A 17,738-nucleotide genomic window follows, 5' to 3' on the forward strand; every position below is an offset into this window, starting at 1 on the left:
ACAATGGAAGCGGTAGGACACACGATGCTCCGCACTCTCTTTCTGATCGCCTTAACGTTTGTCGTCACGACAAAATCGGATGCTCAAGGCACCGACGCCAATCCCATCTATCTTGACCAGGGTGTGGATTGGACCGCGGCAGCGAGAGCTGACTTCTATTCGCGCGATCAGGGCTCGCGTTTGATTACGTTGTCTTGGATGCAGGCGCTGAAGCAAAGGAACGGACAGCCATTCCTCGCGGATGGTTTGTCACGGTACGGCTATCTACCGAATCCTGCAAACACGGCCAATCTTCCCGTCGGCTTTCACGCTTCTGGCCCTCAAGACTTCCAGGTCGTCGGAATGACCTGCTCAGCCTGTCACACGCGCCAGATCGAAGCTGATGGCAAGATGTATCGGGTGGATGGCGGTCCGGCGTTTGTAGACTTCTACGCATTGCTTGGCGATCTGGACAAGGCTGTGGGCGACGTGATTGCCAGTGACAGCTCGTTCGCTCCGTTTGCTGCAGCTGTCCTGCGGTCCACAACGCCGGACGCGGCCGACGTTGCGGATCTTCGTCGGCAGGTCGAGGGGTGGTACTTGCGGTTTCACACGCTTATTGTGCGCGCGCTGCCCAAGACCGGCTGGGGAGTTGGCCGTCTGGACGCTGTGGGGATGATTTTCAACCGCATATCCGGACTGGACATAGGCCCGCCGCCCGACTTCATGATCCCGGGAAACATGAAAACCGCGGACGCTCCCGTGAGATACCCATTCCTCTGGAATTCGCCGCGGCAAGATAAGACGCAATGGCCTGGCTTCGCAAAAAATGGAAATGACATCTTGGGGCTGGCTCGGAACGTTGGCGAGGTTCTGGGAGTATTCGCTACGTTCGAGCCGAAGCGCCAGGGCGCGATCATCAATTTTCTTGACAATAATTCCACCAATTTCGACGGCCTGAGCCAGCTTGAAAACCTGGTGAAGCGGATCGGCCCTCCGAAATGGCCCTGGACGATTGACGCTGCTTTAGCCGCGCGCGGCAAAGCGATTTTTGAAAGGGATTCCGCTGAAGCGGGATGTAGCGGTTGCCACGGGATAGAAGACGGAGAGCAACGCTTTCCATTTGTCAAAACATGGCGAACTCCGGTCCAGAACGTTGGTACCGATACACGAGAATACGACATCCTCGCCTGGAAAGCGAATACGGGCGTGCTGAAGGGAGCGTACATTCCCTTCGCGACCGCCCCCCTAAAGGAGAACGATGAGATTCTTAACATTCTTGCGACCTCGGTCATTGGTTCGATCGCGGAACACCTGTTGGCCGGCGGCGCCCCTTCAACCAATGCCCGGGTGGCAGCGGCGCCAGATCCGGGCTCGTCGGACACACCGGAGTCTCTGGGGCTGGTGCGGCTACCGCCAACGCTGCAGGATCTGCTAACGGCTTTCGATACTGTCAGCACCTCGGAAGCAATCAAGAAGGCCAGGCGGCAGGGAGCAGAACGAGCGTCTCACGCTCAGCTCCCTCCGTGGGGCTCCTACGAGGCCCGTGTTCTGCAGGGTATTTGGGCCGCCGCACCTTATCTCCATAACGGCTCGGTCCCGACGCTGGCGGAATTGCTCAAGCCATCAGGGCAGCGCAGATCGCAGTTTAGCGTCGGACGGAAATACGACATTGAAAACGTTGGTCTTGCTGCTACCCAGGAGCCGCTGAGCGACACTCTATCCGTGACGGACTGCAGCAATATCAACTCTGGAAATAGCCGATGCGGCCACGAGTACGGGACAAGTTTGAGCGATCAGGACAAAAAGGCGTTGCTTGAATACCTCAAGACACTGTGACCCGCTTAGGCGCCCCTCTTTGACCGGCTTCCAGCCTGCTGCCGGTTCCAGTATCGTTTGCGCAAAAGACCCTCATTCACCGAGTTCTCGCTGCCCGCGCGAGCATTGGAGTGGACATCTGATCCAGCGCAGCTGCTCAAGGTCGCACAAGTGATGGCCCACCAACGTTTGCCCCTCTGCCGTACGCGTCGCTTGTGTGTAAGAAAAGAGGTTCCACATGCTCCCAAGCTCAACAGTGCATCACAAAGAATGCGTTCGCTGTGGTTCTGGATTAGTGACCCTTGAGTGGCACGAGCTCGTCAACGCGAATGAAGCTCAAGATCTTTGGCGCTGCTGGAACTGCAAACACCAGTTTGTCTCCGTCGTCACTTCAGATGAGAGGGAGCCCTCAGCCGCAGAGATCACAAGACCATTCTTTACGAGCCTGCTGGTGTGACCAATGACGCCGGAGCAGGTCGACCTTGTCAGGACTGCTAGGCCACGCCGTGCCCGGCATCAGCGGGCGCTATATCGGCGAGCTAGCCATGCTGCGCTCGACTGAGTTACGCGAGGCGCAAGAGAAGATCAGCGCTCACGTGTTCAAGCTTCTCGGGTTGAAGCTTCCACGGGGTACGATGAGGGCCGCCGGCTAAGTCGGGGGCCTAAGCACGGACGATCTAATCCAATCTGCCAGGTGAGCGGTCACTTGATACTCGCGCGCTTTGCGCAATATCGCGTCGCGCTTTGCGCATGCCGGCATTTGGTCAGCGCGGCTCCTTAAGCGCGCCGCCTCTTCCAACAGGCGGTCAGTAAGGGGCTTTGTTAGCTTGAAAAGCCTCCGGTGTTTGGTCATGCACGTTCTCCCCGGATGTGTACCTTAGACCATGCGATCTCTGCCGAGAGAAACCTATGCTGGGTCGCTGGCAACACGATACGCGGGCGGGTTGGAGCGGACCGCCCGCGCTAGTTCTCACTTTGACGTTAGTGTCCCGCGACATCGGGGCCAAGCAACCAAGCCCAGCAACTAGCGTGCCAAACAATCGCACGCGGCCCGAAAAGGCTCTGGTCAGCCGTGCCTTGAGGATTGGGGCGGCTCGATCCTAGCCGGTATCAGGACGCCACGTCCGCGAGATCAGCGGATCAATCCGATCATCGTATATGGTCACAAGCTCGCCGGCTCTTAGGCCAAGGCCCTTCAAGTCGGCTTCGCGGAGTTCGGAATTCGAGATCGCTGCTTCGCCCGCGCTGGCCGCCAATGAAGCCTTTACTGCTTCTGCCGCATCGGCGATTGCGACCGCATAGGTTACATATCGAAGCTTGCCGTCGTCTTTGGGGACGCCGATCGTAACCATCCATCCTGCTGCCATCACTCCTCCGATATTCAAGACAGGCGGTTACTCTACGCATTCACCCCTAGCAGCCACCTCCCAATAACGGCAGGATTGCAAATCCGTGGCGGCCCAGTCCGCAAGATCACGGGACTCTCTTCCATGCGTGGCGCGAGCTGCGCTGGACTGCGACTTGGAGGAACGCCGCAGTGGCGAGCAAGTTTGAGCGGATCGACACTGTCGCGCGGCCGGTCAGGCGGCGGCGGTTATGGGCTGACGGTCAGTCGGTTTGGCGATGACCTCGATCCCGTCGTTGAATGTCACACCGAGAACGAGTTTTGGCAACTGGTTGTGGCCATCGAGACGACGCCAGCTTTTCTGCGCGGCCTCAAGCAGTTTGAAGACCATCGCGAGCGCCGTTCTGTTGGACAGGCAGCCCTTCGATCGGATCGTGCGGTGGCGCACGGTAGCGAAGGTGCTTTCAATGGGATTGGTGGTCCGCAGGTGTTTCCAGTGTTCGGCCGGGAAGTCGTAGAACGCCAGTAGCGTGTCCCGATCCTTGCTCAGGCAGTCGGCCGCCTTCTCGTATTTGGGCGTGTAGCTCTCGATGAAGGCGTCGAACGCCAGCTCGGCGGCGGCCTTGGTTTCGGCCATCCAGATCTCCTGCAACGCGCGTTTGGCTTTAGGCTGCTGGCTCTTCGGCAACTTGGCGATCACGTTGGCGGTCTTGTGTACCCAGCAGCGCTGCTCGCGCGTTTTCGGCCAGACCTCGCCGGCGGCCTTCCAGAACCCGAGCGCGCCGTCGGCGATGGTGAGCCGCGGCGGCACGCCGAGCCCGCGCCGCTTCAGGTCGAGCAGCAGATCGCGCCAGTCCTGCGCGCTCTCGCGGGCGCCATCGGTGAAGCCGACCAGTTCCTTGCGGCCTTCCGGCGTCGCGCCGATCAGCACCAGGATGCAATGCTTTTCGTCTTCGAGGCGTGCTTGGAGATGGATGCCATCGGCCCAGATGTAGACGTAGCGCTTCGCCGACAGATCGCGCCTCTGCCACGCGGTGTGTTCGTCAAGCCAACCGTCCTTCAGACGGCCGATGGCGGATGCCGACAACCCGGCAGCATCCTTGCCGAGCAGCGCCGCCAGAGCCTCGGAGAAGTCGCCGGTGGAGATACCCTTCAGGTAAAGGATCGGCAGCAGCGTCTCGATCGATTTCGAGCGGCGCATGTAGGGCGGCAGGATCGACGGAGAGAACCGGATGCGGTCGGGATCGGTAGCCTCCGCCTCGCGATCGCGTACACGCGGCTGGCGGACGCCGACCGGACCGATACCGGTCATCACCTCGCGTTCCGGCAGGTGACCGTGGCGCACGAGCGCTGGTGGCCGTCCGCAGTCTTCAAATCGGCATGCTTGCCGAGAAAGTCCGCGACCTCGGCCTCGACCGCCTGGGCCAACAGAGCACGCGCCCCATTGCGCAAGATTTCGGTGAGTTGATCGTCGACGTTTCCTGGCTGAATCAACTTGATGATGTTATCTTTGGACACGGCATATCGCTCCTTCGGTGGAGAAGTGGAGGCGTCAAGCACCCCCACGATATGCCGCCTTCCCGATTCCCGCCGTCACCAACTTTCAGCGATAGCTCGTCTCCGTGCGCGCCAAAGCCATCCTCGCCGGGATCATCGATCGCTAGGGGGCGCCGGGGGCAGCGCAGCAAATAGCCAAATCAAGCATCGGGCCGTACAGCCTGCCGGCTCCGATCAATAGTTCTTCCGCGACAATTTCGATAGCGCGCCAGCTTTCCGCCACGAGCGTCTTTGCTTTCGCCTCATAGTGCTCGCGCGGCTCCGGCAATTGCGTCATTGCGCTGGTGATGTTGGCTTCGTCATCGCCAGCACAAAGCAGCCGGCCGGTGAAGCGAGCTTCCGCGAATGGCCCTGCCATCGTGATCAAGATTTCAGTCTTGGGGCTGGCCTTCTCGTGCCACATGTGCCCATGTGCGACCCATAAAAGGAATGATGGCAACACACGCGACCTCTATGTCTAGTGCGCGAGCAATCACTGCATGACCCGCCTCGTGATATGCAGCGATCTCGCGCTCTTCGAATACTTCGGTGTACTCCTGCTCGATATCCGGAGGATGGCAGCGCGACCCCAGGGGCCTGACATTGCTAGGGCGTAACTTTAACGCGCGCATCCGCGTTATGGAAGAGAGCTTCCGTTTTGGAGGCCGCCTAGGTGTCGGCCTACGCGCTTCGAGCTTCGAGCTTCGCGATCGCGGCAAGCACGACGGCCGTTGCGACCTTCCGTTGAGACCATTGTGTGAGCGCCTCAATGGCGATCTTCAACGCCCCTTCACGGGTCATGGCATGATCTCCACAGCGTGCACCAACCAGAGCATTTTCCGATCACGTCCAGCATGGAGCTGCCAAAGCCCATCCGGCGAAGTCATAGGCACCGAAAGGACTCGGCATGGCCAGGGCAACCTCTGCGGTCACGTCGGTTGTGCGCGTCACGAGGCCGCGGTCCGGATGGTAAGATGCCGCAGCAGCGCGGCGATCTGTGGCCATATCATTGGGCCGGCGTCCGGCTCGATCTCCGAGCCAACCGCCCAAGGGTGCAGCAGCAATTCCTACTGCATTGCTGACGACCGTGCTCGCAAAGGCGAGAGGCGGCAACTTGCAGGACGTTTCGGGCAGGACACTGCGCAACCAAAATCCGAACGGCAGCGTACCGGCACCGAGCAGAAACGCGATCCGCCATCCGTACGCGTCCAGCGCCTCGCTTGTTATGGCGACGGAGAGTATTTCTCCGACCAGCGCTCCGCGCCGTTTCTTTCGCTCCGCCTGACTAGCACTACTTTGGCAGATTTTGGCGATTGATCGGCGAAACTGGATTGAACGAAGCCGCTGCCGCGGCGTAGGGGGCAAGGTGGCATAGATCGCCTCCTGGCTGAGAGGATGTGGGTGTTGGAGCCCACCCCCTCAGACAGGAGTATCGAGATGGCCGATTTGAGCCCTCTTCGCCGCCGCCTGATCGAAGACATGACCGTCCGCAATCTGTCGCCGGCGACGCAAAGATCCTACATCAGCGCGGTTTCGAAGTTCAGCCGCTATTTTGGCCGATCGCCTGACCGGTTAGAGCTGGAAGACGTCCGCGCCTTCCAGGTGCATTTGGTCTCGACCGGCATCTCATGGCCGGCGCTGAACCAGATCGTCTGTGCGCTACGGTTTTTCTACGGCGTCACGCTCGGCGAGGCGCTCATCCCAGAGCGCATTCCCTATGCGCGAGAACCGCGCAAGCTGCCGGTCGTTCTCAGCGCCGACGAAGTGGTTCAGTTTCTTGAAGCGGTATCGAGCCTGAAGAGCCGCGCCGCTCGGGGAATACGCAGGACAACTTCGCGGCCAAGCCGAGGCGCCGGTCCGCCATGGCCAGAAGCATGACGCCGCCATCCGACGTCAGCTTGCCGCCGTCGAACGAGGCTGTGATCTTCTTGCGGGAAACGGCTGGAAATGAGAACGGCAGACTCGTATCGTCGGTCATGGCGAGTGTGGCGGCCCGGATGCGCGGAGGGTGGGTGTCAGCAACCGAATCCTACGCCATCTCAGCGGCTTACGCCACGCTCGCCAGCCTCTCAACAAGCCGCTGATGAATAAGACGGGCTAGCCGAGCTAGGCCGCGGACAGTGGATCCCCGATTTCACCGCTTGAGGGGTTCCGGGTTTTCCTTGTGTATCCTGATGAGCTCCATCAGGTTTTCGATGCCGAAGCCGGTGAACGCCATGACGCCTTCGTCACCTATGCCGTAAACCCAGATGACGCCGTCCTCCGGATCGGAAGCAGGAAGCGCGACGCTGCTGCGCCGTCCGCCGGCGGCGCCATCCGCTTGTCCACGCAGACCAGCTGCAGCAGCTCGGCCATCGCGCGCTCGCCGGCCTCCGCCAGGCTAGCGCCGCTGATGATTACGGGCGGCAGCGCTCTTCCAGTTCTTCAGTCGCTGCAGAACTTCTCTAACTTCAAGATTGGGGCCGTTCCGTTCAGCGTCCTTATTGCGGCCGGTCTGGTCGCGGTGGTTTCGATCCTGATCAATGGCACCATCGTTGGGCGGCGCTATATCGCGGTAGGTGCCAATCCAGCGACGGCGCAATCATCCGGCATCAAGATTTTGCGGTATCAGATTGGTACATATGTGGCGGCGGCCATTTGCTACGCGATCACCGGAATTCTTCTTGCAGGCTTTGTCGGCTACGCCTCGCCTACCGCAGGAAGCGACTACCTCTTGCCAAGCATTGCTGCAGTCGTCGTGGGAGGCACTCCGTTCACAGGCGGTCGTGGAAGCGTGATCGCAAGTGGCGCCGCAGCCTTGTTCATGGCGCAACTGGGACAGATGGTGCTCGCGCTCGGGGCGGGACCGGCTCAGCAATTGCTCGTTCAGGCCGCAACAATCGTCTTGGCGACCTCGATCCGCAGAATTCCGGTCAAATCGCTGCTGCCGTTCACGAACTCTCGCATGGCAGAGCAATCGACTGGTTCCGATGCGAGGGGTTGACGACCGAGAAAGTCGCATCGGCGGGCGCCCACTTAGGCGTGGAGAGGACGAGCTTGACGGTTCATCAGCAACACCTTCCGAAAAACGACTATGAGCCTTCCCAGCACCATTGCTGAAGTCCCCCAACATAACCGCCGGCTGTGGGTGACGAATGAGAGGTAATATATTGCTTACACTCGAGCGATCCTGTCTCGGGCGACTTCCGAGGGACGGCGAAGACAGCGGATGGCGGCGCGTACGGACAAGTGAACTTGGCGCTTGCAGGCTAGTAGGGGATGCTCCACTCAACTAGAATTGAAGAGGCTCGAACATGGTTGGAGGCTTCATCATGGCCGCGATTACTTCACTTCCGATTGCTCGTCCCGTCGCGATCCCCCTGCGGGAAATCTTGCCTTGGGCTGTCTTCGGAGGCTTGTTGCTTGTTCTCGGTATCTACTTCATCGGCGTGGAGCAGGGCGCGACAGCATTGTTCAACGGCACCTATGTGCATGAGTTTGTCCACGACGGGCGTCACCTCCTCGGCTTCCCCTGCCACTGAGCATCGCTTTCGTCCGACGAGTTTCCAGGATGCTCGTCGGATTTGGGCAACGTTCGCCTGGCGAAGCGAATATCGATGATGGGAAAGCTCCTTGCGCGCGGGATGATTGTCGGCCTCGTCGCCGCGCTTCTCTCGTTTGGCTTTCTCAAGGTATTTGGTGAGCCGTCGATCGAGCGGGCGATTGCCTTCGAAAAGGTGATGGAGGCGGCCGCGGCGAAACAGGCCGCTCACGAAGGGGCGCTACCGCCGGCGGGCGAGAGTGAACCGGAACTCGTTAGCCGGGGCGTTCAGTCTGGCATCGGATTGCTGGTTGGCTTGTGCGTCTACAGCGCGGCCTGCGGTGGTCTCTTTGCCCTCGCGTTTGCGCTAGCCTATCGACGCATGGGCGATTTTAGTCCTCGAGCTACGTCGGCTTTGCTTGCGGCTGCGGGATTCATCAGCGTTTACGTGACGCCGATGCTCAAATATCCGGCCAGTCCGCCGTCTGTCGGCCTGCCGGAGACGATCGACATGAGAACGAGCCTCTATTTTGCAATGGTCCTGATCTCGCTTGCAGCGATGATCGCGGCGGGAGTGCTGCGGAGGCGCGTCAATAGCCGCTTTGGCGAGTGGAATTCGGCGCTAATCGCGGGGGGGGGCTATGTCGTCGTGATGATCTTTATTTCGCTAGCGATGCCCGCACTCGATGAAGTACCCGACGGTTTCCCGGCCACGTTACTTTGGCAGTTTCGCATCGCGTCGTTTGGTGGCCAAATCGTCATGTGGGCAACGCTGGGTCTGTTGTTTGGCGTAGCGGCCGAGCGAGCGCTTGTCGAGCGGCGACTACCTTTACGCGACGCGATGGTATGAATGGTTGCGCGCCGGACCGGCACGATCCGCCTTCATCTGCTGTGTTCAGCCTCCACATGCTCACGCAATGCTGTTGCATTCGCATCCGACGGTTCTCTCGATTCTAGCGTTCGAGAGGGACTGTCTAAGCTTCCCGGCCATCTCTCCTTCTTCAATGCTGTTTTGCGCAGCCCGTCACTTTGCGCGGGCCAGACTGCGGAGATGCTTGGCCTCGAGGCAGCAGTCCTGCCGCAGTTGCGGGACTGCGATTTCGGCTCCTGGATAGGGCTATCCCTTGAAGAAGTTCGACTAAAGGCCCCTGAGGGTCTTGCCGTCTGGCTACGAGATCCACGTGCCGCACCGCACGGAGGAGAGTCGTTCGTGGATGTGGTGAGGCGCGTCGGCCAATGGATGGACGGGTTGTCCTCCAATCCTCGGTCAATCCTTGCAATTTCGCACACGTCGGTCATCCGCGCAGCAATCGTGCATGCTCTTGGAGTCGGCCCTGACTCTTTTCGGCACATCGACATCGCGCCGTTGACGCGAGCCGAACTCTCAGCATTTGGCGAGCGCTGGACATTCTCGGCGCTGGTGCCCTTGAAGGATGTGCGATGACCAGTCGGCTCGAGAGAATGTTGGCCAATGCGGGGTGCGTATGGCTCTTCACCGTCGCCTCTTGGCTCGCGGTCTGCGCACCAGCCTGGGCACATCATCAAATTGTGCGAAAAGGCCCTGTGGTCGGGATTGCTATTCCTGCTATTGCTCATGGAGAAATGCTCGTCATTGCCAAATATCGTGCCACGATCCTCGATCAGGCCACTCACCATCTGCAAACGGATCCGATCTTCCTCCGGCTCGCGGGTTTCGTCAGCCTGCAATACTTTGCGTGTGTTTGGGGCCTTGTTCCGGGCAGTCTGACCGATGAGGGTAGTCCCTTCAATGAATGCTCGCACGCCTATCTCGCAGGCGCACGTGCGCTCTTGGCGCACATGGCAGAAATGAGTGACGGTCAATCGGCTGCGAAGGCTCTTCAAGAACGGATCAACACTGAGCTCAGCAGTGACCCCGCCTTTGGCGCCATCTGCTCGAACAGTGCCGAAACCTTCGATAGCGGCGTCATCGTTTGGCCGGACTGGGGCATTGCATTCACGCATTCGCCCACCGTCCTGATGCTTTCCGGTTTGTCGGCGCTCGCCGTCATTGGACTCTGGAGTCTTCATTTTATCTTCAATCTGAAAAGAAGGGCGACGCGTGCCTCGAACCTAATCCCCTTTTGAGTTGTGGGCAGACTGGAGATCGCTCAGCTTGCCATCATCGACGAATGAAACCGATGTTTTCCGGACAAGCACAATGACGGCCGCGATAGAAACGATGACCAAGAGCATTGACGTGGAGATCGATCAGCGTGACGTTCACGCCACGCCAATGATTCCCTCTAACCTTCGGCGGCGTTGTGGCAAATCGTCCTCTGTTTGCGGGAATGACTTCAAGTGCGTTCCGCGAAGACCTGCGAGCGTGATCTCAAACGTCGCTCGAATTTCCAATCCACCCGTACAACCCAGCTAATGCAATGGTCACCCAGTCGCCCGCACCAAATGCGCCTTGCTCTCATTCCCTGCCAGCAACCGATCAAGCTCGGCACTCCAGGCACCCATCTTCGGGAGCGGCTGCGTCTCGCGCTCGTACCGGAACTCCGTCGCTTGAGAACGAATGACCTTGCGAACCACCTTCCGAGATACGCCAAGTTCTCGGCAGATCGCCTTGATCGGACGACCATCAACAAAGTAGGCGCGACGGATCTTACCAATCGTCTCCACCACCAGCATCCCAACCTCGGCTTCCATGACTCGATGGAAGCCACTGTGGCCCTTATCCCGGGGTCCCGATTAGATGCCGATCACCCCGAAAACGGGGTCCTTATTCCATGCCGAAACACACCGCTGGGCGGCAAAGCCGATCATCTCGCGCAACAGATCGGCATCAGGGGGCTTCTCCACGAGCGTCCGCAGGTTCATCATATCGTCGGTCATCGGTGGTTCCTCGGTTGCGTTGGCGTGTCGCAACCCGATCCTACCGGAGAACTGCCGGTGACCACCGCAAAGCCGCCCGCCCGCTACGGCGCTATTTGAGGCGCGCGTGCGGGCGGCTTTGCTCTACCGACCGACACCATCACTGAGGACACGACCAACGTTCGGTCTCGGCACGCTACGAGAAGGCCCCGCGAACTGGTTGTGGCCACGCCCGTCGGCTGAGCATGAGCACAAACGGCTTGAAGCGCACGTAGCGTCAGGTTGTACGATCATAGGTGTTTGCGAACGGCCCTAGAGCCGTTCATCGAGGAGTAAAAATGCTTCGATTCTCAAATGGAGATCCACTTAGCCTTACTAGCGCGGCGGCGCGAGCGATTGAGCTCGGTGAGCTGGATGCCTGTTATCGCGAGCTCACAGGCCGCCAGCGTCCGTAGAACAGAAGAAACGGCTGCTTATTTCACGATGCAAGTAGCGAGAATGAGTGATTGAGCGACGATCTCCATCTTGAAGAGAAAGCCATCAAGGCGGTACTGTTTTACCGAGAGGCTCTTACCGCTGCCGAGAAGTCTGAAACCGTGCAAGCGCTCGCACATCGAGCGCTCATGAACATGCTGCCCGAGCTCGAGCGCGCAGTTCTCGAGGATCGATCTCCATCAATACGGAGCAAGCTGTTTGATGCCGGTGCGAAAGCGGTCGTTCGATTGAATGAGGCGCGGCAGGTCTTGGATGAGGCGACCGCACGGTTAGAGGGAGCTCGCCAGGCCCTGGCGGCTCTCGAGGGGCAGCTCGGATACATTCCAAATGTTCCGGCGACAGCAAATCGAATTTAGATGACGGCTGCGTGAGCACTGTCGTGAACTGACGGAGAAGATCTGGATGGCTCGCGTCGCGAGCGGGCATCTGAAAGTTGAGCCCGCAATGTAGCGGGGTCTATCGCGTCAGTACGTCAATTTCGCTGCTCGACCGTTGGACAATGCGGCGCCTCCGATCTGCTCGCATTCCTGAGGCAACCACGATGCTCGGCCCGGCGCGCCGCCGAAGTGTCTCGCGGAGAATGCGCAACGCTCTTAAGAAATTGATAGTGCAGCAAAATCATGTTGGAACTCGATAGACAAGTCGCTGATTGCGCTCGTTAGAAATGTCACCGCAAGGCCCGGCGAGGAGGGCGCACGGACGCGAAGCTGGCCGGGGTTGCGCAGCGGCCGGGCGCCCGGATGAGAGCCCCAATGCCAGCGACGGCGACTGGTCGACTTCCGGGTTTTAGCCCGCCTTGAACAAGCTCGGACCTTGGCCACGTCTTCGCGGAGCCTTCTGGCTGCGGCTGAAGTCGAGCAGCTTCTGCTGCTCGGCAAGTGTACGCCAGAACCGACCCTAACCGCTTGTTCTCGACGATCTCCGCCTGGTCGACTTGTCGCACCTTGTCGAACGTCCGGTAGGGCGGCGCACGGCCCCTGTGCTTGATCACAAGCCGCCCGTCCGGATGGTCGAACACGGTGACGCGCTGGCGGGCGAGGGTCCTCGTAATCTCGTTCGGCTCGAGGATGAACAGCATCTTGTCGTATTGCAGCGTCAGACTCTGCGATACCGTGCGCTCTTCCTTCCAGGCAAAGGCATCATCGACGACGTCGTGCTCAGTCAGCGGTCGATGCACGTCCTTGTCACTGAAGGGAGGCTTCGCAAACCGCCGATTGTAGCCTTCCATGAACGCGGGCAAAAATGCGTTGCCGGCCTCGATGGTTGAGATTCCGGCCAGCCGCATCTCCTTCAACAGACGATCTTGCAGCGTTCCATTGGCTCGTTCGACGCGACCCTTCGACTGCGGAGCGTTGGCACAGATGATATCGATGTTGAGCTCGTGCAACGCCCGGCCAAACTGGGTCATGCCGTCACCCCCGGGCGCCCCGACCCTTGTTTACCCGGAACGTCGCGTGCTTATCCGAGTAGAATGCGATCGGCTTGCCGTAGCGCTGCAAATAGGCGCGCGTCGCAGCTCTTCTAACGGTGGTCTATTGCTCGCATAACATAGATTATGGAATATATTCCTAGATGGATTTTGAGAAAAGCGAGGCCGGCGGCGTTTCGAACAAGTGGCGGCGCATCGGCTCACAGTCCAAAGCGTAAGGGGCCCAAAAGGGCCCCTTACTCAGCCGAGAACACGAACACCCGCCTGCACACTGCCGCCATATCCTCCGAGATCGACGGCAACATGCCAATGGCCAGCGCTGGGCACCTGCAAACGAATCGGAGACTGCTTCGCATGACCACCAAAAAAGCGATGTTGGCCACCTTGACGATAGTTGGCGAAATTTGAGCTATCCATGAGCTTGACGTTGGCCTGACTCGACAACGTCACCTCGACCAACTCGCCGCCACGCAGCAATCCGAGGTCATTGTGGACGAACTGCATCTGTCACTTCTCCTTGACCGTGGTGTTCGGATGGGACTTGCCGAAGCTGTTGCTGACGTACTGGCCGGATTTGGCGCTCCGGTAGTGCGGTCCGCTCGATCCGCTCGGACCGGCAGCTTCGCGAACCGTTGTGCTCGGATGGCGGTTGCCATACGAGTTAGAAACGTACTGGCCAGAAACGGCACTGCGGGTGTGGGTACCCGAACCTTTGTTCTTCGACATGGATCATTCCTCAGCCCCCAATGGGCTATTGCTATGTAGGCATTCAATTGCTATATAGCAATTGCGGCGTCATTCGGGCATCGCAACCGCAGCAGACAGGAAATTTAATGGCTTCTGGAAAGTTCGATGGGGAAGGCTTCTTTGCCGCTATCGACAGCGTGCGCATCGCACGCAACCTCAATTGGAAAAAAGTGGCCGAGCAAGCTGAAGTACCCGCTTCAACGCTTACCCGCATGTCTCAGGGCCGCAAACCGGACGTCGATAGTCTCGCTTCGCTGTGCGCCTGGTCCGGCTTGAAAGTCGAGGATTTCACGCTCGGCATGACCAAGAAGAAGGTAATGACGGAGCCCTTAGCGGAATTGACGGCGCATCTGCGTGCCGATCCCAAATTGTCCAAGGAAGGCGCCAAAGCGCTCGAAGCACTTATCAAGACTGCTTATCAGCAGTTCAGAAGGTCATGAGGCGCATTGATGGCCTTGCGCCGGGGATTCAAGTCTGAAGCAAACTGGCTGGCGCGCGATGTGCGCGACGAACTCGGAATAGCTCCGCATCTGCCTCTGTGTCCTTGGCGGCTGGCGGAGCTGCTTGGGTTTCCGGTCGTCGCGCTGAGCGAGTTCGCAGATAGCAACCCTGACGCCGTCATCTATCTGCGATCGTCAAAGGGGCAGCGCGATTTCTCCGCCATAACGCTGTTCAACGGCAATTCCCGCATGATCATTCATAACGACGGCCATCAGTTGAAACGACAGGCTGCAAACATCGCGCACGAGCTTGCCCACGGCCTGCTGCTGCACCCGCCAAAACCACCTTTTGATGGCGAAGGTTCGCGCCACTACGACCCGACGATTGAAGAGGAAGCGAACTGGCTGGGGCCCGCCTTGCTGGTATCCGAAGAAGCCGCCAATCACGTCGCCCGCATGAGCCTTCCGCTTGCGAAAGCTTCAGACGTTTACGGCGTGAGCGAGGATCTGATGCGCATGAGGCTCAATGTAACCGGCGCATTGATAAGGGCCTCCCGACGCGCAGCCAGCTAATGCCGGTAAAGACAGCAGCGAGATGCTCTTATGACGTCACCCATCGTTGTCGACGCCTATTTTGATTCCCTCTTAGCGCGCGCGTCCTCAGCGGTCACCGTTCCGCTCATGCCAATTGCCTACACCGAGGCCGACTTCAATAACTGCCATACCAACGCCGAAAAATGGGTCGCTGAACATCCTCAATACGTGGTGGTCAGGGGATGGTTTGTGGCCACAGGCGGGACCGCCCCACCTGCTTCATGCGCATTCAGTGATAAGCGGACCGGTGGGGCTTGAAGACGTAACTCCACTCCGCGATCCAGGACTTCATTTTCTCCGCCACGAGGGAAGCGAGCAGGAATTCTTGGCGCTGGCCAAGAGCCATGCCCAACACATCCATGGCCTCGACTTCACTCTTGCTGTTCCACCCAGAATGGAAGATTGGCCATGAACAAGGATGCGAAACGGGTAGAAGAAATACTTGCCGCGGTGAAGCCGCTCGCAGCTGAATATTACCGGCTCACCAATAAGCCTCTCGGGGTCACCGGCGAGGTTGCGGAGTACGTCGCAGCCCAGAAACTTGGGCTGACACTCGCGCCGCCACGGACCTCCGGTTACGATGCCATCCGCAAGACGCCGTTAGGCGACGAGCGCATCCAGATCAAGGGGCGCGCGTTCGGCGAGACCTCCACGCCAAGTCAGCGGCTGGGGTCGATCAAGCCGGGGGCGGCCTGTGACACCGTGTTGCTCGTCATCCTCGACAACGCAACGCTTGAGCCAACGGGCATGTGGGAAGCACCCTACCCCAAGGTTATCGCCAAACTCGCCGAGCCTGGTTCAACCGCTCGCAATGTCCGGGGTTCGTTGAGCATTAGCGCCTTCAAGCAACTGGCGCGTCCCATCTGGAGCGTCAACCCGCCCAAAACGCCTTCCGTTCGGTAGCTCCTGCATCCCTCATTGCTCATCTCACCGGCGCGGCCTGACCTTGCACTCAGGCTGACCTGACGGAGATCTCCGTTCGCCGCAAGGTGCAAGCCCTCGCGCAAGCGCGCCCTTCGGGTGCAGCGCCCGTCTCTCTAAGTGACTGCACGCCAGACCCTTGTGACAGCCAGCTGCGAATCGCGCATTTTCATCAATGGCTGTCATTTGCTCGCTGGTATAAAAATTCTGAATCGTTGCCCCTGATCGATTCGATAATTTAATTGGACGGCCGTTTCGGCAGCTGCGATTCTGACGCATGTCCGAACTCACGGTGCAATACCTCGTGCTCGAACGCTGCGATCCGGCCCGTAACATGGCGCGGTTCTATGTGCTCACGATCGAGCCGACACTGTTTGGCGATACTGCATTGGTGCGCGAATGGGGGCGTCTCGGCCAGCGCGGCCGGCGGCGCCTCGATCTGTTCGCTGGGCGGGTGCAGGCCATCGAGGCGCTCGAGACGTGGCTCGTGCGCAAAGCACGTCGCGGCTACGTCCGGCGAAATTCAACAGCTTCACCTTAGAGTCTATTCCCCGTTCGGCAGGAAGAGGCTTCAGTGCTGTTGCCGGGTTCTGTTCGTGTATGTCGAGACGGCTTCCGCTAAAGACGAACAGGCGGATCCTTGCACCGTGGCTCGCGAGAATTCAGCTTCGGTGTGACGAGCCTCTGCGCGTTAAACAACATGCCAGGTATGACGCGTCGCGATCACTGCCCTCCCCCATAAAGCCGTGGAAACCAGCGATCGACCACGCTGGCCGGAAATCCCAGCCGCACCGGGCTACGGGTGGTCTCGGAAATGAGATAGCCTTGATTGATGAGGCCGTTCAGCACGGTGCGTGCCTGCCGGGTCGCATAGCCAGTAATATCGGCCGCGTCGCCACGGGCGAACTCGCCATCGAGGACCGCCATGCGCAAGATGGGCCATGAGCCCTTCGGTAGCCGCTTTGCCGCCGTCTCTTCCTTTGCCCAGATCTCCATGCGTCGCAGCAGTTCAGAAGGCTCCAGGAGGCCCTCCATGAAGTCGATTTGGTCGATGCAGGTTGAGAGGAAGTAGCGGCAGAATTCCGTAAGGCCTGCCATAGTGAGATTGCCACGGCCGTCGAGGTCGCCGCGTCGCGGCTCGTCCGCGGCCTGCAGCATGGTCTTGTAGTTGTCGACACTCCGCGCAAGGCCACGCGAAACCGACCAGAGCTCTGATCCCACATCCAGTTCGCGCAGCAGCGCGTGCGAGAACAGTCGCGCAACGCGGCCGTTGCCGTCTAGGAAGGGGTGGATCCACGCCAGGCGATGGTGGGATGCGGCGACGCCGATGATTTTACGCAGCCTCGAAAGGTTGGGCGACGTATAGCCTTCGGCGAACCGCTTGATAAACGCCGGCAGGTCGACCGGGTCAGGCGCGACATGTCGGCCAACGCGGACATGCTCGGATCTCAGCACGCCCGGCGCCATGGTGATCTTGCGGCCGGACTCTGGATTTTCGACCACCAGCATTTCTGCCGGCAGGCGTTCGCAGAAGTTGCGATGCGTCCAGGTGATGAACGCTTCGGACATGACTGGGCTGGGCCCGTCCCCGCGGTCGATCATCCGTTGCACTTCAATATGCGCGCGCGCCTCGAGCTGGAGGTTGCGCCGCTCCGGCTCTGTTGCTAGCTCGTTGTTCATGGCGCGGTCGATATCGACCGGCAGTGTGTTGTGCCCCTCAATGAGGTTGGAGTAGTAACAGTTCATTGAGCGCACCAGGTCGCCGACGGACGCGCGCAGCACTGGATGCAAGCGGGTGGCAAGGCCGCTGGCCTTAGCCACCAGGTCAGTCGCCAGGTCCTCAAGTTCCTTGTTATCGTCGGGAAGAAGCGGCTCCATCGCTGCAATTGTGGTCATTTTTGCCGCTTCCATTGCCGGTTATTTATTCAGCAAAGATAGGGCATTAGGCCCTAACGCGTCACCCTACTTTGCCGCTTTTTTTGCCGCTTCCACAGGGCATTTCAAATAGCTTGATCCCGTTTTGTTCTTATTTAGAATACATTCCTAGCTCAACAGCTTCTGCAGCCAGGGCTTTGT

General features: G+C 59.4%; 17 protein-coding genes and 5 pseudogenes. 12 read left to right on the forward strand and 10 right to left on the reverse strand.

Going from position 1 to position 17,738, the window contains the following annotated elements; translation table 11 throughout:
* Nucleotides 1-24 precede the first annotated feature (24 nt).
* Entirely contained in the window at nucleotides 25-1,818 is a 1,794-nt protein-coding gene (locus HU230_RS43210; RefSeq protein ID WP_224497198.1) for a di-heme-cytochrome C peroxidase, read from the forward strand.
* Nucleotides 1,819-2,897: 1,079 nt separating this feature from the next.
* Here the strand turns inward: HU230_RS43210 and HU230_RS43215 are convergent.
* The 3 genes and pseudogenes from HU230_RS43215 to HU230_RS43225 all read right to left on the reverse strand — a co-directional run bounded on the left by HU230_RS43215 (nucleotide 2,898) and on the right by HU230_RS43225 (nucleotide 5,102).
* Entirely contained in the window at nucleotides 2,898-3,164 is a 267-nt protein-coding gene (locus HU230_RS43215) for a hypothetical protein (RefSeq protein WP_173644004.1), read from the reverse strand.
* Nucleotides 3,165-3,377: 213 nt separating this feature from the next.
* Nucleotides 3,378-4,660: pseudogene (locus HU230_RS43220) on the reverse strand (IS256 family transposase).
* 142 nt (nucleotides 4,661-4,802) lie between these two features.
* Nucleotides 4,803-5,102, reverse strand: coding sequence for a hypothetical protein (locus HU230_RS43225; protein WP_176535512.1), 300 nt, complete (start codon nucleotides 5,100-5,102; stop codon nucleotides 4,803-4,805).
* Between the two features lie 1,013 nt (nucleotides 5,103-6,115).
* Between HU230_RS43225 and HU230_RS43235 the strand changes: the two are divergent.
* Nucleotides 6,116-6,490 (forward strand): annotated as a pseudogene (locus tag HU230_RS43235) (phage integrase N-terminal SAM-like domain-containing protein); the annotation flags it as partial.
* On the opposite strand, the pseudogene HU230_RS43240 reads toward HU230_RS43235, so the two are convergent.
* Nucleotides 6,483-6,656 (reverse strand): annotated as a pseudogene (locus HU230_RS43240) (transposase); the annotation flags it as partial. The pseudogenes HU230_RS43235 and HU230_RS43240 overlap by 8 nt on opposite strands.
* Nucleotides 6,657-7,070: 414 nt before the next feature.
* Between HU230_RS43240 and HU230_RS43245 the strand changes: the two are divergent.
* From HU230_RS43245 to HU230_RS43265, 5 genes are all read left to right on the forward strand, one after another.
* A complete protein-coding gene (locus HU230_RS43245) occupies nucleotides 7,071-7,661 on the forward strand; it encodes an ABC transporter permease (RefSeq protein ID WP_176535528.1) in 591 nt (196 codons plus the stop codon).
* Nucleotides 7,662-7,989: 328 nt separating this feature from the next.
* Nucleotides 7,990-8,199: a CbtB domain-containing protein gene (locus HU230_RS43250; protein WP_166308653.1), complete on the forward strand. Its 210-nt coding sequence runs from the start codon at nucleotides 7,990-7,992 to the stop codon at nucleotides 8,197-8,199.
* Between the two features lie 75 nt (nucleotides 8,200-8,274).
* The gene (locus tag HU230_RS43255; RefSeq protein WP_176396389.1) at nucleotides 8,275-9,048 is read left to right on the forward strand and encodes a CbtA family protein; all 774 of its coding nucleotides are present in this window, start codon (nucleotides 8,275-8,277) and stop codon (nucleotides 9,046-9,048) included.
* Nucleotides 9,049-9,642: a histidine phosphatase family protein gene (locus tag HU230_RS43260; RefSeq protein WP_166217299.1), complete on the forward strand. Its 594-nt coding sequence runs from the start codon at nucleotides 9,049-9,051 to the stop codon at nucleotides 9,640-9,642.
* Nucleotides 9,639-10,304: a hypothetical protein gene (locus tag HU230_RS43265; RefSeq protein ID WP_166217296.1), complete on the forward strand. Its 666-nt coding sequence runs from the start codon at nucleotides 9,639-9,641 to the stop codon at nucleotides 10,302-10,304. The genes HU230_RS43260 and HU230_RS43265 overlap by 4 nt, the downstream gene beginning before the upstream one ends.
* 303 nt (nucleotides 10,305-10,607) lie before the next feature.
* Here HU230_RS43265 and HU230_RS43270 read toward each other — a convergent pair.
* Together HU230_RS43270 and HU230_RS43275 are read right to left on the reverse strand one after the other, a co-directional pair.
* A pseudogene (locus HU230_RS43270) lies at nucleotides 10,608-10,853 on the reverse strand (IS21 family transposase); the annotation flags it as partial.
* A 60-nt stretch (nucleotides 10,854-10,913) separates the two neighbouring features.
* Nucleotides 10,914-11,057, reverse strand: coding sequence for a hypothetical protein (locus tag HU230_RS43275; RefSeq protein WP_176535511.1), 144 nt, complete (start codon nucleotides 11,055-11,057; stop codon nucleotides 10,914-10,916).
* 485 nt (nucleotides 11,058-11,542) lie between these two features.
* Between HU230_RS43275 and HU230_RS43280 the strand changes: the two genes are divergently transcribed.
* Nucleotides 11,543-11,887 (forward strand): hypothetical protein, encoded by a 345-nt coding sequence (locus tag HU230_RS43280; RefSeq protein ID WP_166107354.1) that lies wholly within the window; start codon nucleotides 11,543-11,545, stop codon nucleotides 11,885-11,887.
* Nucleotides 11,888-12,317: 430 nt separating this feature from the next.
* Here the strand turns inward: HU230_RS43280 and HU230_RS43285 are convergent.
* The 3 genes and pseudogenes from HU230_RS43285 to HU230_RS43295 all read right to left on the reverse strand — a co-directional run.
* Nucleotides 12,318-13,042 (reverse strand): annotated as a pseudogene (locus tag HU230_RS43285) (transposase family protein); the annotation flags it as partial.
* A gap of 158 nt (nucleotides 13,043-13,200) precedes the next feature.
* The gene (locus HU230_RS43290; protein ID WP_166106986.1) at nucleotides 13,201-13,464 is read right to left on the reverse strand and encodes a DUF1883 domain-containing protein; all 264 of its coding nucleotides are present in this window, start codon (nucleotides 13,462-13,464) and stop codon (nucleotides 13,201-13,203) included.
* A gap of 3 nt (nucleotides 13,465-13,467) precedes the next feature.
* Nucleotides 13,468-13,686 (reverse strand): hypothetical protein, encoded by a 219-nt coding sequence (locus tag HU230_RS43295; protein ID WP_166106983.1) that lies wholly within the window; start codon nucleotides 13,684-13,686, stop codon nucleotides 13,468-13,470.
* A 107-nt stretch (nucleotides 13,687-13,793) separates the two neighbouring features.
* Here HU230_RS43295 and HU230_RS43300 point away from each other — a divergent pair, with 107 nt between their 5' ends.
* The 4 genes from HU230_RS43300 (at nucleotide 13,794) to HU230_RS43315 (ending at nucleotide 16,203) form a co-directional block, all read left to right on the forward strand.
* Nucleotides 13,794-14,147: a helix-turn-helix domain-containing protein gene (locus tag HU230_RS43300; protein WP_166107045.1), complete on the forward strand. Its 354-nt coding sequence runs from the start codon at nucleotides 13,794-13,796 to the stop codon at nucleotides 14,145-14,147.
* 9 nt (nucleotides 14,148-14,156) lie between these two features.
* On the forward strand, nucleotides 14,157-14,720 hold the full coding sequence (locus HU230_RS43305; protein WP_176535513.1) for an ImmA/IrrE family metallo-endopeptidase: 564 nt from the start codon (nucleotides 14,157-14,159) through the stop codon (nucleotides 14,718-14,720).
* Nucleotides 14,721-15,149: 429 nt separating this feature from the next.
* A complete protein-coding gene (locus HU230_RS43310) occupies nucleotides 15,150-15,644 on the forward strand; it encodes a DUF6998 domain-containing protein (protein ID WP_176535514.1) in 495 nt (164 codons plus the stop codon).
* Nucleotides 15,645-15,939: 295 nt separating this feature from the next.
* Nucleotides 15,940-16,203: a WGR domain-containing protein gene (locus HU230_RS43315; RefSeq protein ID WP_176535515.1), complete on the forward strand. Its 264-nt coding sequence runs from the start codon at nucleotides 15,940-15,942 to the stop codon at nucleotides 16,201-16,203.
* A gap of 182 nt (nucleotides 16,204-16,385) precedes the next feature.
* Here HU230_RS43315 and HU230_RS43320 read toward each other — a convergent pair whose 3' ends face one another.
* On the reverse strand, nucleotides 16,386-17,558 hold the full coding sequence (locus HU230_RS43320) for a Fic family protein (protein ID WP_224944565.1): 1,173 nt from the start codon (nucleotides 17,556-17,558) through the stop codon (nucleotides 16,386-16,388).
* Between the last annotated feature and the right edge of the window lie 180 nt (nucleotides 17,559-17,738).

The organism is Bradyrhizobium quebecense, assembly GCF_013373795.3.
Classification (GTDB): domain Bacteria; phylum Pseudomonadota; class Alphaproteobacteria; order Rhizobiales; family Xanthobacteraceae; genus Bradyrhizobium; species Bradyrhizobium quebecense.

Bases quoted from the DNA above. Each gene is read 5' to 3' on its own strand.
- HU230_RS43260 (WP_166217299.1), top strand. From the start codon at position 9,049: ATGGTTGCGCGCCGGACCGGCACGATCCGCCTTCATCTGCTGTGTTCA.
- HU230_RS43310 (WP_176535514.1), top strand. From the start codon at position 15,150: ATGAACAAGGATGCGAAACGGGTAGAAGAAATACTTGCCGCGGTGAAG.
- HU230_RS43210 (WP_224497198.1), top strand. From the start codon at position 25: ATGCTCCGCACTCTCTTTCTGATCGCCTTAACGTTTGTCGTCACGACA.
- HU230_RS43295 (WP_166106983.1), bottom strand. From the start codon at position 13,686: ATGTCGAAGAACAAAGGTTCGGGTACCCACACCCGCAGTGCCGTTTCT.
- HU230_RS43255 (WP_176396389.1), top strand. From the start codon at position 8,275: ATGATGGGAAAGCTCCTTGCGCGCGGGATGATTGTCGGCCTCGTCGCC.
- HU230_RS43250 (WP_166308653.1), top strand. From the start codon at position 7,990: ATGGCCGCGATTACTTCACTTCCGATTGCTCGTCCCGTCGCGATCCCC.
- HU230_RS43275 (WP_176535511.1), bottom strand. From the start codon at position 11,057: ATGACCGACGATATGATGAACCTGCGGACGCTCGTGGAGAAGCCCCCT.
- HU230_RS43215 (WP_173644004.1), bottom strand. From the start codon at position 3,164: ATGGCAGCAGGATGGATGGTTACGATCGGCGTCCCCAAAGACGACGGC.
- HU230_RS43320 (WP_224944565.1), bottom strand. From the start codon at position 17,558: ATGACCACAATTGCAGCGATGGAGCCGCTTCTTCCCGACGATAACAAG.
- HU230_RS43290 (WP_166106986.1), bottom strand. From the start codon at position 13,464: ATGCAGTTCGTCCACAATGACCTCGGATTGCTGCGTGGCGGCGAGTTG.
- HU230_RS43315 (WP_176535515.1), top strand. From the start codon at position 15,940: ATGTCCGAACTCACGGTGCAATACCTCGTGCTCGAACGCTGCGATCCG.
- HU230_RS43300 (WP_166107045.1), top strand. From the start codon at position 13,794: ATGGCTTCTGGAAAGTTCGATGGGGAAGGCTTCTTTGCCGCTATCGAC.
- HU230_RS43265 (WP_166217296.1), top strand. From the start codon at position 9,639: ATGACCAGTCGGCTCGAGAGAATGTTGGCCAATGCGGGGTGCGTATGG.
- HU230_RS43305 (WP_176535513.1), top strand. From the start codon at position 14,157: ATGGCCTTGCGCCGGGGATTCAAGTCTGAAGCAAACTGGCTGGCGCGC.
- HU230_RS43225 (WP_176535512.1), bottom strand. From the start codon at position 5,102: ATGTGGCACGAGAAGGCCAGCCCCAAGACTGAAATCTTGATCACGATG.
- HU230_RS43245 (WP_176535528.1), top strand. From the start codon at position 7,071: ATGATTACGGGCGGCAGCGCTCTTCCAGTTCTTCAGTCGCTGCAGAAC.